This window comes from Streptomyces sp. DSM 15324 (assembly GCF_001514285.1).
Lineage (GTDB): Bacteria > Actinomycetota > Actinomycetes > Streptomycetales > Streptomycetaceae > Streptomyces.
This window is the reverse complement of record NZ_KQ949030.1, coordinates 122,634-135,965: the sequence shown is the minus strand read 5'-3', so window position 1 is coordinate 135,965 and position 13,332 is coordinate 122,634. Positions and strand designations below refer to the sequence as shown.

General features: G+C 68.7%; 17 protein-coding genes. 8 read left to right on the top strand and 9 right to left on the bottom strand.

What is annotated here, in order from left to right:
- Nucleotides 1–131 precede the first annotated feature (131 nt).
- The 3 genes from AQJ58_RS24880 to AQJ58_RS24870 all read right to left on the bottom strand — a co-directional run bounded on the left by AQJ58_RS24880 (nucleotide 132) and on the right by AQJ58_RS24870 (nucleotide 1,885).
- Entirely contained in the window at nucleotides 132–749 is a 618-nt protein-coding gene (locus tag AQJ58_RS24880; RefSeq protein ID WP_067253702.1) for an NUDIX hydrolase, read from the bottom strand.
- A gap of 107 nt (nucleotides 750–856) precedes the next feature.
- Nucleotides 857–1,393, bottom strand: coding sequence for a GTP cyclohydrolase I (gene folE / locus AQJ58_RS24875; RefSeq protein ID WP_067253699.1), 537 nt, complete (start codon nucleotides 1,391–1,393; stop codon nucleotides 857–859).
- A gap of 90 nt (nucleotides 1,394–1,483) precedes the next feature.
- A complete protein-coding gene (locus tag AQJ58_RS24870) occupies nucleotides 1,484–1,885 on the bottom strand; it encodes a cupin domain-containing protein (protein ID WP_079079190.1) in 402 nt (133 codons plus the stop codon).
- Between the two features lie 178 nt (nucleotides 1,886–2,063).
- On the opposite strand from AQJ58_RS24870, the gene AQJ58_RS24865 reads away from it, so the two are divergent.
- From AQJ58_RS24865 to AQJ58_RS24850, 4 genes are all read left to right on the top strand, one after another.
- Nucleotides 2,064–2,762, top strand: coding sequence for a phosphoribosylaminoimidazolesuccinocarboxamide synthase (locus AQJ58_RS24865; protein ID WP_067253698.1), 699 nt, complete (start codon nucleotides 2,064–2,066; stop codon nucleotides 2,760–2,762).
- Nucleotides 2,759–3,511, top strand: a complete 753-nt coding sequence (locus AQJ58_RS24860; RefSeq protein WP_079079189.1) for an SDR family oxidoreductase — start codon at nucleotides 2,759–2,761, stop codon at nucleotides 3,509–3,511. The genes AQJ58_RS24865 and AQJ58_RS24860 overlap by 4 nt, the downstream gene beginning before the upstream one ends.
- Nucleotides 3,512–3,641: 130 nt before the next feature.
- A complete protein-coding gene (locus AQJ58_RS24855; protein WP_067253695.1) occupies nucleotides 3,642–4,121 on the top strand; it encodes a hypothetical protein in 480 nt (159 codons plus the stop codon).
- Nucleotides 4,118–4,942 carry an HAD family hydrolase gene (locus AQJ58_RS24850; protein WP_067253693.1) on the top strand — a complete coding sequence of 275 codons (825 nt, stop codon included), beginning with the start codon at nucleotides 4,118–4,120 and terminating at the stop codon, nucleotides 4,940–4,942. The genes AQJ58_RS24855 and AQJ58_RS24850 overlap by 4 nt, the downstream gene beginning before the upstream one ends.
- 328 nt (nucleotides 4,943–5,270) lie before the next feature.
- Here AQJ58_RS24850 and AQJ58_RS43485 read toward each other — a convergent pair whose 3' ends face one another.
- Together AQJ58_RS43485 and AQJ58_RS24840 are read right to left on the bottom strand one after the other, a co-directional pair.
- On the bottom strand, nucleotides 5,271–5,429 hold the full coding sequence (locus tag AQJ58_RS43485; RefSeq protein WP_159056326.1) for a hypothetical protein: 159 nt from the start codon (nucleotides 5,427–5,429) through the stop codon (nucleotides 5,271–5,273).
- Nucleotides 5,430–5,885: 456 nt separating this feature from the next.
- The gene (locus AQJ58_RS24840) at nucleotides 5,886–6,095 is read right to left on the bottom strand and encodes a hypothetical protein (protein WP_159056325.1); all 210 of its coding nucleotides are present in this window, start codon (nucleotides 6,093–6,095) and stop codon (nucleotides 5,886–5,888) included.
- A 330-nt stretch (nucleotides 6,096–6,425) separates the two neighbouring features.
- On the opposite strand from AQJ58_RS24840, the gene AQJ58_RS24835 reads away from it, so the two are divergent.
- From AQJ58_RS24835 to AQJ58_RS41405, 3 genes are all read left to right on the top strand, one after another.
- A complete protein-coding gene (locus AQJ58_RS24835) occupies nucleotides 6,426–6,914 on the top strand; it encodes a hypothetical protein (RefSeq protein ID WP_067253688.1) in 489 nt (162 codons plus the stop codon).
- Nucleotides 6,915–6,963: 49 nt separating this feature from the next.
- The gene (locus AQJ58_RS24830; protein ID WP_067253685.1) at nucleotides 6,964–7,254 is read left to right on the top strand and encodes a ribosomal protein L7/L12; all 291 of its coding nucleotides are present in this window, start codon (nucleotides 6,964–6,966) and stop codon (nucleotides 7,252–7,254) included.
- Between the two features lie 994 nt (nucleotides 7,255–8,248).
- Nucleotides 8,249–8,530 carry a hypothetical protein gene (locus AQJ58_RS41405; protein ID WP_079079185.1) on the top strand — a complete coding sequence of 94 codons (282 nt, stop codon included), beginning with the start codon at nucleotides 8,249–8,251 and terminating at the stop codon, nucleotides 8,528–8,530.
- 37 nt (nucleotides 8,531–8,567) lie between these two features.
- Here the strand turns inward: AQJ58_RS41405 and AQJ58_RS24820 are convergent, their stop codons facing one another.
- Complete coding sequence (locus AQJ58_RS24820) at nucleotides 8,568–8,846, bottom strand: hypothetical protein (protein WP_159056324.1); 279 nt, start codon at nucleotides 8,844–8,846, stop codon at nucleotides 8,568–8,570.
- Between the two features lie 240 nt (nucleotides 8,847–9,086).
- Between AQJ58_RS24820 and AQJ58_RS24815 the strand changes: the two genes are divergently transcribed.
- Nucleotides 9,087–9,716 carry a hypothetical protein gene (locus tag AQJ58_RS24815; RefSeq protein ID WP_067253678.1) on the top strand — a complete coding sequence of 210 codons (630 nt, stop codon included), beginning with the start codon at nucleotides 9,087–9,089 and terminating at the stop codon, nucleotides 9,714–9,716.
- 520 nt (nucleotides 9,717–10,236) lie between these two features.
- On the opposite strand, the gene AQJ58_RS24810 is transcribed toward AQJ58_RS24815, so the two are convergent.
- From AQJ58_RS24810 to AQJ58_RS44765, 3 genes are all read right to left on the bottom strand, one after another.
- Nucleotides 10,237–11,655: a DJ-1/PfpI family protein gene (locus tag AQJ58_RS24810; RefSeq protein WP_067253675.1), complete on the bottom strand. Its 1,419-nt coding sequence runs from the start codon at nucleotides 11,653–11,655 to the stop codon at nucleotides 10,237–10,239.
- A gap of 175 nt (nucleotides 11,656–11,830) precedes the next feature.
- Nucleotides 11,831–12,811 carry a GlxA family transcriptional regulator gene (locus AQJ58_RS24805; RefSeq protein WP_067254224.1) on the bottom strand — a complete coding sequence of 327 codons (981 nt, stop codon included), beginning with the start codon at nucleotides 12,809–12,811 and terminating at the stop codon, nucleotides 11,831–11,833.
- Nucleotides 12,812–13,081: 270 nt separating this feature from the next.
- Nucleotides 13,082–13,332, bottom strand: a 251-nt coding sequence (locus AQJ58_RS44765; RefSeq protein ID WP_234360279.1) for a hypothetical protein, incomplete at its 5' end; no start/stop codon positions are given.

Below are 13,332 nucleotides of genomic sequence, written 5' to 3'. Positions count from 1 at the left end.
TTGATCGAACTTCGGGCAATCGTAGGTGCGTTGCCCCGTCGGTGGAGTGGGACCGTGAGAGACCGGCCACCGGTCGCCACCCCTCCGGCCGTGAAAATGCTGGTCACAGAACCGACGCTCGTCGGCCCCTGTCAGAAAGTGGCGAGTTCATGCATGTACGTGCCAAGAACCTTACGCACAGCGAGCGTGAGGGGGCGCTTCAACGCTTCTGCCGGCGTGAGCCAGACGGCGGTGGCGCCCTCCGGACTGAGGCGCACTGCGGCCTCGCCGCCGTCGCCTGCCTCGCAGCGGTAGACCTGCCACACATGAGCGTCGGCACCCCGGCGGCATCCATCGCCCAAGATGGGTGTCCGGCCGACGAACGTCAAGGCGTGCGCGGCCAGTCCGGTCTCCTCTTCCAGCTCGCGCGCTGCAGCCACGTGCGGCGCCTCGCCCCGCTCAATGTGTCCGGCCGGGATCGTCAGGCCGAAAGGAAACGCCGTCCGGTCGAAGAAAAGGAAACGTCCGCGCAGGTCTCGCACAAAGACGCCCGCCGTCGTGTGCCAGTACTCGCCGTCCTCATCCGTCCACCAGGTGACCGCCGGGTCGAGCACCAGCGCTCGGTCCCGCACCGCTCCGCAGGCACTGCACACACACTGCCGCCGGCCGTCCTTGGTGCGCCACTCCACTGCGTCCTCGTGGCACCGGAGACAATAGTGGTGCACGGCCCCGTCGGTCAGTGCTCTTTGGGGCAGGAAGTCGAGCCGCATCGCCTCTCCTCACACGGTCGCTGGCCGGGACGGACGCCGTAATTGGCCGCGCGGCAGACAGCCCTCTGGCATGTCTGCCGCGCGGTGCCCGTGGCGGGGACGGATCGTCAGACGTCCAGGCCGTAGCGGGTGAACAGATCCTTGTCACCGGTGACGTAGGAGGTGTCCGTGATCACGGTCTGGTCGGACGGGCCGCGGCTGCACATGCACATGTGCCGTCCGTTGGAGACGACCCTCGCGGCGCGAGCACCCCCGGAGCTCATGATCTCCTCGGCGATCTCCTTCACCAGGTGCTCCTGGATCTGGAACCGCCTGCTGTATGCCTGCACGAGCCTCGGGAACTTGCCGAGGCCGAGGATGCGGTCGCCGGGGACGTACGAGATGGCGACTTTTCCGAAGAACGGCAGGAAGTGGTGGGCGCAGATGGAGAAGTAGTTGATGTCGTGCACCCGGACCACGCCTGCATGCTCACCGTCGATCTCGACGGTGGTCTTGAGGATCTTCGACGTGTCGATGTCGTAACCGCTGAGCAGCTCGCGGTAGGCGCGGACGATGCGGGGCTCACACTCCTCCTCCTGATACCAGTCGAGGGCTCGCTTGTCGGTCGTCACGTTCTCTTCGAGCCACTGGGCGATGCTGGTCATGCTAGGCCTCCTGCTGGGGGATCGACTTCGTTGTCGTCTTCTCCGGCCGGTTCGGCGGTCCAGGGGGACACGCTCCAGCCGACGGTGCGCTCACTTCGTGTCGGCGGGTGGCCACTTCGCGGGCGGAGCCTGCCCGAGGAATTCGACGACCACGTTCCGGTAGAAACGGTCACCTCGGTTCACCAGCCGGTGCGGCTTTCCACGCCGACGGTGCACCACCTCGCCGATGAAGTCATCCTGGTCCTCTATTTCGCCGTCCTCGTACTCCAGTCGCACCTGACCGGGATGGTCGACAACGAATACGTAGTCCCAGGGATGCTCGTGCCATTCACTGGCGTCGCCCGGCTGGAGCTCAAGCAGCCATACCCGAGTACTCTCATCCTCGAACAGAAGCTTCGTCCCGGCCGTCCCGTAATGCCGGCCGGGGGTCTTTCCTCGCAGCTCGTCAGGTATTTCCGTGTTGCTGTGCTGCGCACTCTGGACCTGCGCCATTCCGACGTTCCCTCCTAAGGGAAGACAACGTTCCGCGATGTGCCTCCGCCATGTTGCCTCGCCCTCGTACAAACCCCGTACAGGCTGTGTACATTTACGCAGACACTATGGGAAGCGGCCTGTCTGATGAGGTAAATTCAACCGATCAATCGACAGGCCCGGAAAAGGAGATGCGGAGATGACGAAGCGCACACGTCGGCCCGATGTCGAGGGTAGGAGCAAGAAACTCTGGTTGAACGGCGACGGCACCTGCGATGTCGAATTGATACCGAGCCTACGCAGCTTCACGTACGACCGGGACGCCCTGATGCCACAGACCGCGGCGCTCCGCCTCGACTTCTACGAGGCAGCGGCCGAACGTCTCGCCGGCAAGGGCGTGAACACTGTGTTCAGGGAACGGCTCGACTCCATCTCCTACCGGGCGGACTACGTGCCAGCGCCACCGTTCGAGGTCATCGTGAAGAACGTCGCCACTGGCTCCACTGTGCGTAAGTACCCCGGGCTCTTCCCTGAGGGGCACCGGTTCCAGCCCCCGGTGGTGAAGTTCGACTACCGGATCGATCCGGAGGATCAGCCGATCGGCGAGGACTACCTCCGCGCGGCGGGCGTGGACGTCACGTCCTTCCGCGATTGCGCGCTGCGGTGCAACGACGCGCTGCGGTCCTGGCTGGCGCCGCTCGACCTGTGGGACTTTTGCCTGGTGGTGGGTGTCGGTGCGGACGGTGAGCCCGTCGTCAATTCCGAAGTGTCGCCCGACTGCATGCGGCTGCGTGACGAGGCCGGTAATCCGCTGGACAAGGACCTGTTCCGGCAGGGCGCCGACGAGACCACAGTGGTGCGTGCCTGGACGGACCTCGTGCGCAGGATGCGGGGATGAGCGCGGGGGGAGGCGACATCGGCGCGACGAGGAAGGATCTCCGCGCCCCCCACACGGATGATCCCGTCGTGTTGGTGACCGGGGCCAGCCGCGGCACCGGCCGGGCGGTGGCCGAGGAGTTGCATGCTTCTGGGTGGCGTGTTCACGCCCTTTCCCGGACACCCACACGACTGCCCTGGCTGCACGAGGTCGCTTGTGACCTGCGACATCCCGAACAGGTCAGTCACGCCGTCGACCGGATCGCCACGGCCGCCGGCGGCTTGGACGCGGTGGTAACTGGCGGAGTCGTACGCGCCCTCGGCGACGTCGCCTCGCTCGCCCTCGACGACTGGCGGGAGGCGGTCGACGTCAATCTCACGTCGGTGTTGGCACTGGTGCAGTCGGCTTTGCCGCACCTGCGCCGCGGCGGGGGCCGAATCGTCCTGATGGGTAGCCATGCGGGCAGCCGCTTCTTCGAAGGTGGGGCCGCCTACTGCATGACGAAGGCATCGCTTAAGGCACTCGCCGAAGTGCTGCTGCTGGAGGAACGAGTACACGGCGTCTGCACCACCCTGCTCAGCCCCGGGGCCATCGCCAATCTACCCGGTGACGACTCACCGACGAAGATGGCCACCTCGTCAGTCGCACAGGCCGTGCGCTGGGCGCTGGAGGCGCCGGATGACACTGTCGTCGGTGAGCTCGAACTCCGGCCTGCCCGCCTCCCCGCCCGCCCGGCAGTGTCGGGGCTGGACCGGCTTCAGGCCGTCTGACAACGCACCGAGCCCCACCGCCTGGCACGGCACCTTACTAAGCCGCACCGCACCACAACGCGTACAAACGCAGGGCCTTGTCGTCCGTCCGCCTTGGGACGTCCACACACCGATGTGGCGAAGGAGAGGCATGACTGAGCAGAAGAAACAGTTGGACGAGGTCACCACAGCGCGCACCGTTGACATGAGTTGGGACCTCGCGGTTGGGCTGATCTCCGCCGTTGGCGACATATCCGACGCGCCGTTCTCGGTGGGCGGCGGAGTGCAGATCGGCTTCGCCTCCCGCCTGTGGATTTCCCTGGACATCAGCGGTCGCCCGGTGGCCCTGGACGTCTTCGACGTCCCTCCACTCCTGGTGGGCATGGTCCCGCCGGCCCGGCGCGGTGAGGAAGGCCTGAGTGTGCCCGTCGCACCGCCGGGCACGATCCCCTGGCTCCTGGACACCGACAGTAACTGGGTCTGGATCGCGCTGATCGCGGCGCCCGCGCGGCAGCGCCTTGTCCGCGAGGGCTGGGTCGAGGTGTGGCTCCACCAGGACCGGCCCGTGCGTCTCAAGGTGCGGGCGCCGGTCGGCGGAACTCCCGTATCGGTTAGGCGGTCCTCACCGTGAGCGCGCCGGACCGCATCCGTCTGGTCTGCACCGATCTCGACGGCACACTGCTGAACGAGCGCGGTGCCGTCGGACCGCTGACCCACGCCGCGCTCACTGAAGCGGCGCGATGCGGCCTCCCAGTGGTGTGCGTGACCGGCCGTCCCCTGCGCGACGCGCTGTCCGTCTGCCGTGACGTCGGCACAGACGGCTTGGTGGTGTGCAGCAACGGAGCAGTCGTGGCGGAGGTCGCGACCGGGGAGCCGCTGCGGTGCCGGGGCTTCTCCCGTCGCCGGGCCGGCACGGCCCTCGCCCGTTTGCGCGCCCGGCTGCCCGGGCTAGTGCTCGGCGTAGACACCTTGCACGGACTCTTCCTGGAACGGGGATTCGAGAAGCTCGTACCGGACTGCTGGCAGCACGCGTGCGTTCCGGACGCCGCCGAGGTGCCGATCCCGGGCGACGGCGTGCTCAAGATTCTGGCCGTGCACCCCGACCTGCCGGGACCGTCGCTCGCGGGTCCTCTGATCCACCCCGGCGACGGCGTCCTCGCGACCTGCTCCACGCCATACTTTCTGGAGGTTGCACCGACCGGCGTGGACAAGGGGGCGGCTCTGCGCTGGCTGGCCGACTACCACGCGATACGGGTCGCCGCCGTTGCCGCAGTCGGCGACATGCCCAACGACTTGCCGATGCTGCGAGCGGCCGGCCTCGCCGCTGCGGTCGCCAACGCCCACCCGTCCGTACGCCGGTGCGCCGACCTGATCCTCCCCAGCAACGAGGAGGAGGGGGTGGCCGATCTGCTGTCGATGGTCCTGTCGTCACGGCAGGAGGAGATCAGGTGAGGAGGTAGGGAGGGCGCCTCGAGAGCCAGTGCCGACAGCGTCCCGGCACGGTCGGCCACGTGCTGCTCGTACGGGATGACCAGGAGCCGGCGGACACCGGTGACGGGAGCGTGCAGCGCCCGCGCAACAGCAGCACGTTGACGGCGATCAGCCGGCCTGGGGCGGCCGCCTCGTCCGGGCTGCCGCTCGGCAGGAGCCTGGCGAACGCTGCCCGCCGCCGCGGCGCACAAGTTGAGGCGACGACCTGCGCGTAACCGCTCGCCGTCCCGCCACCGCTCCCACAGCCGGCCACGCGCGAACGACGACACGATACCGATGGGAGCCCGCGTCAGGACGATGGCCAGAGAGCGAGGCAGCAGTCCGAGCACATGTCGGCAGCGAAGAACAGGTTGGTCTCGTTCACCAGATGCCTGGGCTGCCCGTGCAGGTCGGTGAGCGCGCACACCACCTGGTGCCGGCCCGGCCCGCTCAGCCCGGCTCCTTGCATGCTCGGCGGGATCCGTCGGAGAAGAACGGGCTGCGGGCTGGTCGCGTACGGCAACGGCTACATCAACTACCACGGCTGACAGCCCGCCCACGCTCGCATCGGCCTGACCAGGACACCAGCTGACGACCTCAACTGAGGCCTCCAGCAGGGGCTGTTCCTCAGCTCACACCGGCCGTCGGGACTGGGCGGGAACAACCCGAGAAAGTAGACCGTTCACCTATACGTGGCTAGCGGAGGGGACAGTGTCCCCGGGCCTCACCTGTAGCCCATGGGGACGATCGTCCGGCTGAAGCCCCATGGAGCCTTCCGCCGAGAGGCGACCGCCCTCCGCCCGTCACCGTCTTACGGCCCCGGCTGGTCTCCCCCGTCCAGCCGGGGCTTTCGCGTGCCGACGGCTGGCGCGGGGCCGCCGGGGACGCCCAGGCTGTTCGACGCGAAGTCCCATAGCCACCCGCTTCAGGGGAGGTGGAGGGTGGCCAGGGCCGTGGTCCAGTCGGTGACGATGGCCTGCTGCGCGGCAGCGAGGGTGACCTGGCCCTTGCAGACTGCGGTGTGCAGCTTCGTCTCCACCGGGTCCTTCTTGTTGTTGACCTTGGTGCCCGTGCGGTGGCCGGGGTCGGCGGGATGTGGAACTGTCCGGGGATTCCTGAGTCGGGAATGCATCATTCCGACGTGCCCACCGACCGGTCGACCCGCCTCAGCTCGTTTCCTCGGGCCCGCGCTTGTACGCTTCACCACAACCTGCCCCTGGTCCTCGTCGAACCGCTGATCGTCGCCATGCCCGACAACGGGGCGCGAGCTTCTCGCACATGCCCTCTACCTCCTCGGCGCCACACACGCCCCACAAGCCCAGCAGCTGATGGAGCCCTTCCTTCACCACTCCAACCCGGAGGTGCGCGGGGAAGCCCGACATGCAGCAGCTGAGATCACCGCCGGTCTTGAGGGGCTTTGAGGAAATTCAGTCGGCATGCAGGACCCAGCGGGCAGGATGACGGGATGGCTCATCTGCTGTGGGACGACCAGGTCGCGTGGCTGCTCGACCCAACCGATGGCGGCTGCCTGCCCGATGCGTTCGTCGAGAACACGACGGCGGCGGACTGGCAGGCCGTGCTCGACCTGGTCGAGGAACAGGGCTGGGCCTCCGAGTACGCCGAGGGCGAGGCAGTGTTGCCACTGCCGCGGGCCGAAGCCGTGCTGTCCCGCCCGGCCGACGGCGAGTGCCCGAGCCTGCGCGTGTGGCCCGATCCCGAGGTCTGCGCGATCTTCCGGTTCCTCGGGGACGAGCAGATCGACTTCGACGTCGACCTGCGGGAACTCCAGGGCCAGGAGCAACTGGACGTCCTGTGCGGGTTCCTGACCGCGATCGGGCGCCGCCTGGGCAAGTCAGTGCCGCTGTTCCCCGAAGGCGGCGGCACACAGCCGCTGCTCGGGTTTGACGTCGCTGCCGACCGGGTCAGGGTGATGTGGACACCGCCGGACAAGTGAGGCGAGCCATCCCGCTGCAGTCAGCCGCCCATCGGCATTGAGGAGCACCATGCCTGAGCAGTTCTTGCTGATCTGCGACGAGATCCCCCAGGACATCGTGCTCCTCGATGTGGGCCCGCGGCCCCTGGAAGTGGCGAAGGCACTCCGGGCACTCGTGGGCGTCGGTCTCTGGCGGGCCAAGCAGATCGTGACGCAGATGCCGCCAGTGCGCCTCGCAGAGGGAGTCGGTGATGACGTGACAGCGACGTGGGTCGGCCCTCTGTGCGACGCGGGCGCGGTGATCGAGCTGCGGACCCGGTGGCGATACCGACCAGGGCAAGGGCCGCTGCCAGTAGGCTGAGCCAAAAAGTGCCGCGCTGGCCCATCTCGGGTCGACCGCCACCGTTCGCGAATCGGGAATGCCTCATCCTCTTGGCCTTGGCATCTGAAGAGGTGGCCTCTCCGGTTGGCCTCCTGACAACGGCCTCGTCCCATCTGCTGTTCCACGGGCTGGGTATCGTCCTCGGGCCGCTGGCCAACTAGGCCAACGGTGCTCATGCTCTGCTGTGACCGGGGGTTGGTCGTGCCGACGGACGTCTGGGGCGTGCTGGATGGGACGCAGTGCCCCTCGTGGTCGTTCGTGCCGTTCGCAAGGGTCGGCCCGCTCGAGTTCGGGATGACGCATGATCAGGCCCAGGCAGCCGCCGCGGTGCCCCTGATGCTCTGCAGGTCGCTGACCGGTTTCATCCATGGCAGGGCCTCGGCCGCGCCGTAGAGACCTGCGTCGCCGCCCACGGCGACTACCTGAGCAATCCTTCGCCCAGTGGCACCCTGCCGGAGGCCACCCGGCTGGCTTCCGGTCTGCCGCAGGACGACTCGGTGCCCGTCGGTCGGTGGGCCGAGCGGAAGAAGGCAGCACATGCCTTGGTCCACGAGCTTCTTGCTCAGGGTCACTCACGCCGGGCGATTGCACGGCACCTGGGCTGGGGTCTCAACACCTGCTCAGATACGCGAACGCCGCGAACTGGCAGGACACCATCCGCGAGAACCGGCCCCGCCCCAGCAGACTGGACCCCTACGAGCTCTACCTGGAGCAACGCTTCGCCGCAGGATGCACCAGCGTCACCCAGCTCCACCCTCTTCCGCAAGATGATCCTGCTCCAGTAACACTGCGCGAGCAGCCGCCCACCCATGGCAGGATGGCCTCATGTTGATCCGAAAGGGCGATGCCGCGTAGGCGTCCCAAGGCCGTCCGCGCAGAGCGGTGGCGGCCGCGATGGCAGTGTTCGGTCCTGAGGGTCCGCGGTGTCTCCGCGCGGACTCGTACAGCGATCCGCCGGGTCGAAGACCAGGAGATGTGGCCCAACGCGGTCGCCAATGCGCTCTCGTGTTTCGAGCGAGCTTTTAACCAGCCGGAACGCTATTTAGACGCCTACGAGTTCGAATCGCCCGGGGTGGGAGATGCCCGTGATGACCTCGAGTGGGCGATGCGGCACCTTCCTCCTGGAGCACAACGGGACTTGGGCCGACTGATCACACGCATTGATGAGGAATTCGAGCGCCGCACCCTGCCCGACCCCAACAATATTGAGTTGGCGGTGTTCGGCTGGTGGTGGACCAGAATGCGAGAACGCTGACGGGCCCCGGACCCGCGCCCTCAATCGAACGACACCGTCACCCTCCGTGACGACTCCCCAAGATCTGTGCCAGAACCCAGGAATCACCCGTATGACCGAGCAGTTCGGTCACCGTGGACAGGTGGGCATCCAGCTTCGTGGCGGTGTGCTGGCGCTGCTCGGTCGCGTGACCGGCAAGCTGCTGGGTGGTGCTCTCCAGGAAGGCTGCGAAGTCCTCGCCGATGGGTTTGCCGTCGCGGGCCTGGGTGAGCGCGCTCGGGGGGCCGGCGGCCCAGTCCGCGTCCAGCGCGGACAGGGTGGCGCCGGAGATCGTCAAGAAGGAGCGGCGGTCCATCGCTGTTCGCAGGGCCTCTCTCGCGCCTCCGCGGCCTCCAGGTTCTCCTGAAACCGCTCATCCGCCAGCGACCAGACCATGCCCAGCTTCTCCAGCCGCCGGGCGCGTTGCACTCGGTGGCTGAGAAAAGTTGACTAAATCGGCTATTGGGAGCATGTGGGTAGTTCATGCTCAATTGTGGGTGGACCAATACAGCCTGGCGGTAAGGGGAGGCCGAGGGCCATGACAGACGGCAGTGGCAAGATCACAGAAGAGCAGGTCCAGGAGAAAGCCGCACAGTTCCGGGCGCTTCTGGAGCGTCGCACGAACGAGGGCCCCGAGGCGTGGGCGCACCTGAATGTGGAGGCGGCGGCGCGCCGGGCGCTGGAAGCGCAGGGCAGGCGACAGACCGACCCGCGTGCCGTGCTCCAGGCCATCCGGCCGACGTGGGAAACGGAGGCGGCACAGAAGGGGCTGACCGGCAAGGAGCTGCATGCGTTCGCCCGACAGATTCTGGAGGAGGACGGCCCGGAGATCCAAGCCGAGATGGACGGCTTCTACTACACGTTCCATCTCAACCAGATGGCCGTCGCGATGGTCGTTGGGGGTGCGTCCGCGGCCAAGGACCTGCTGGAGGATGCCGCCGAGGAGTTCTGGGAGCTCGCCGCCATCTTCATGGCGCTCTACGGCGCCATCGAGGCCGAGACGCAAGCGATCAGTGCAGCCGCTGCGCAGGGCAATGGCCAGGTCAAGCTGGACGGGGTCTTCCCCGACCCATTTGTCATCCCCTCGCCCGACAGCGACTACGTCTTCGAAGTCCACAACGTCCTCGGCGGCCTCCTCGGCGATCTGCAAGACCAACTTGGCGGATAGAAGCCCGAGCTGCCACCAGGCGGCGAGAGGGTGCTCTGGGCAGCCCGGTATCGGCAGAGTTCGCCCGCAGTCCCTCGCCAAGGCGGTGGCCGAGGCCCGAGGCCTATGGAGAAAGCCGCTGCGAAGTGGTGGTAAAAGCGGGTCGCCGGCCGAAACGCCGACGACCCGCTGCAACGGTGCCTTTACGCCGCCCAGTCGAGCCCGAGGGCAGCCAGCGCGGCGAGCTTCACGAGGTACTCCCTACCGCCGACTTCGCCGTTACGCAGTAGCCGGCTCCGGCACTTCAAGACATTCGGCGACCCGGCGGGCCATCGCGGCCACCTGCGGCGGCAGGTGTAGCTGTCCAGGGCCTCGACTTCGTCGCACGGCCGGCCCCCTCGACCGGGCCAACCTTCCCGGTCACAGCAGTAGCGGCAGAAGCGCTTTCTCCGGCCTGTCAGTCATTTCCGTGAGGGTGCGGAAACGAGCGGGAGAACCACGCCGCATCACTGCGCGCCGGCGCGCCCACGGCGTTCGGGGGCTACATCGCCGTACGCCGTGGGAGGTGCCGCCGTCGCATCGCCCGGCGCGTCACCGCCGGTGCCAGCCCCACGCCCACGCTCAGGACGACCGTTGCCGCGGCCAGCAGGGTGGAGCGCCAGGGCCAGGGCGCGCCCGTCAGCTCCAGATGAGCCGAGGGGTACTCGGAGAACTTCGCGGTGGCCAGCGCCGTACGGCGGTCGTTGTGCTCGGCGAGGTCCCGCAGGACGGGATCGAAGCCGAACTCCCCGGACCGCTTTCCCCCGTCGGGCAGTTCGGGGGTGAGCCCGTTGCGTCGGGCCCAGCCGCGCAGCGTGGCACTGAGGCCGGAGGCATCCCTGACACCGGGCACCACCAAGCGCTCCGCGCCGTGGGCGTCCCCCGTCGCCGCCCGGGTGACGAGGACCAGGCCGTGGCGGGTGGTGACGGTGTGGCCGGCGCCGACCACCACGGTCCGGGTGGCGAAGGAGACCCCGCCGTACCCTTCGACGGCCGCGGCCGCGTCGATCTCCTCGACCCCGTCGACCAGGCCGATGGCCGTGGTGGGTCGCAGCCACGGGAACGCGGCGTTGAGGGCGTACGGCAGGTCGCCGAGAGCCAGGTGGTTGGCCGGTATCGCGGTCGGTCCGTCAGGAGCCCAGCCGGGGTAGGACAGCCCGGTGCCGATACGGGTCGCTTCCGCCTGGCCGGCCAGTTCCTCGACCACCCGCAGGGCGCCCAGGGTGCCGGAGGTCACGCCGGCGGTGGTGGTCACCCGCCCGTCCTCGACGTAGCGCTGCCCGCGCTTCCAGTTGACCTTCGGATAACCGCGTTCCAGGGAGCCGATGTTGGACCAGAACGACGTGGCGTCGCGGCCGTCGAGCAGACCGGAGGCGGCCAGTAGTTCGGAGCCCGCGCACACCCCGAGGATCCGGGCGCCCTTGCGGTGGCGTTCGACGATCCACCGGCGCAGGCCCTCCTCGCCCGCGCCGGTGGGGTCGGTCACTGCGGGCACGACCACCACGTCGGGTTCTGGCAGGGTGCCGTCCGCCACCTCGGCCAGCGTGTGGTCGGGCAGCAGATGGGCGCCGCCGGACAGCGGGCTGACACGGCGTTCGGCGGCCACCGTGTAGACAAACGTCTCCCGCGACTCGGCGAACACCTGGTAGGGCGCGAGTACGTCGGTGGCCACCGAGCCCGTGTTGCTGACCGCGACCGCCACCGTGGTCCGGCCGGGCGGCACCGGCCGGGCGGCCGGCCACGCCCTGGCACCGGATCCGCTGGGGGCGGCGGCGAAGCTGTCGGCCATCGACGCGCTCACCCCCGCGAAGGCGATCCCAGCGAAGGACGCCGCGGACAGCGCCGTGGCCAGCAGCACCCAGCCGATACGGCGCAGGACCCGGTGCCCCTTCCACGCCTCGGAACCCGTCTCGGAACTCACTTCGACACCTACTTCGGACAAGACATACCTCGACAATCGGGGCACAGATCGGCAGCGTGGCGCCGCCGGCCCTCGTAAAAACAACTTCGTGGAACGGGGAAACCCGTGGAAACACGCAAGCGGAAGAGGCCGGGGGAGGGGCGGGGAGACGGCCCTCCCGCAGGGGCCGGGTCCGTCAGGCGGTCGGCCGCAGCGGTACGCGCAGCCGCGAGGGAGGGACTCCGAAGGCGTCGGCGACCACCCGGCGCAGCTGCCGCGCGTCGCGGAAGCCGCAGCGGGCCGCGACCGCCTCCACCGTCAGGTCGGTACCGGACAGCAGGGTGCGGGCCCGCTCCAGCCGCAGTTGCCGCTGGTAGGCGAACGGGGTGATGCCGGTGACCGCGGTGAAGGCCCGCGTCAGACCGCGCGGTGACAGCCCTGCGACGCCGGCGAGTTCCCGCAGGGTAAAGGCGGCGTCCAGGTGCTGGGCCAGGTGGTCCTGCACCCGGTGCACCGCGGGCTGGACGTGGTCGCGGTGCCGCAGGAACGGACTGATCTGCGCCGCGTCCCCGTCCCGCCGCAGGTACAGCACCAGTTCGCGGGCGACCCGCGCGGCCAGTTCCGGGCCGCGGTCCCGCTCGACCAGGGACAGCGCGAGATCGATCCCGGACGAGATCCCCGCACTGGTGCTGATCCGTCCGTCGTGCACGTAGAGCGCGGCCTCGCGCACCCGGGCCTGCGGGTACCGCTCGCGCATCGCCGAGGTGAGCGACCAGTGGGTCGTGCACGCCCTGCCGTCCAGCAGTCCCGCTTCCCCCAGGACGGCGGCACCGCTGCACACCGATGCCACCCGGGCACCCGCGTCGTAGGCCTCGCGGACCCAGCGCACCACGGCAGGCACGACCAGCCGGTCCGATCCGGTCAGCCGGGGCCCCGGCACGAGCACCAGATCACCGGCCGTCGGCCGGGTCGTCGGCAGCGGTGCCAGACCGGCCAGCCGCAGGCCCTGGGCGGACCGCATACCGTCCGCCTCGCCGACGTACTCCAGCCGGTAGCCGCCGCCGAAATGCGCCGCGGCGTCGAATACCTGCACAGGACCACCGAGGTCCAGCAGGTTCACCTCGGGCAGCACCAGGACCAGGACCCGCCCGGTGCACCCGTTCGTCTCGTCGCTCACCCCGCCACGGTAGACCGGCCCGGCCCGCCCGCACGAGGTCTCCTGGGGACCGGCACCGGACGGATCCGGCACCCGGAAACACCGGGGCGACGGGCCCGCGACCCCCGGCCGGCCAGGGTGCCGGCCTCTTGAACCGCCTACTGCCAGCACGACCTGCTCAAAGCCGAGAACTCCCGAGCACCCAACTCCTCCACGCCTTCACCACTCCTGCGGATGCGACGCAGACGACTGGATGGCCTGTCACCAGACCCGAACCCGACTCAAGATCGCTCAACTGCTTACCCGCGACGACCCACCCCTCGGCCTGCTGCGCCGCGACCGCTTCACGCGCTCAGCGGCCCTGAGCCTCTTCTCACTCGTCCTCCTCATCGCCCAGGTCACGGCGACCCTGACGCTGAGTCCCGACCCCGGGACTGTAAGACGTTCGGTGTAACTCCCGATCATGGAAGATGCATCGATGACCAGTGAGAACGTGTCCGAGTCCGAGACCGTCGAGCCTACGAAGGCTGCGTCGGCGAGGG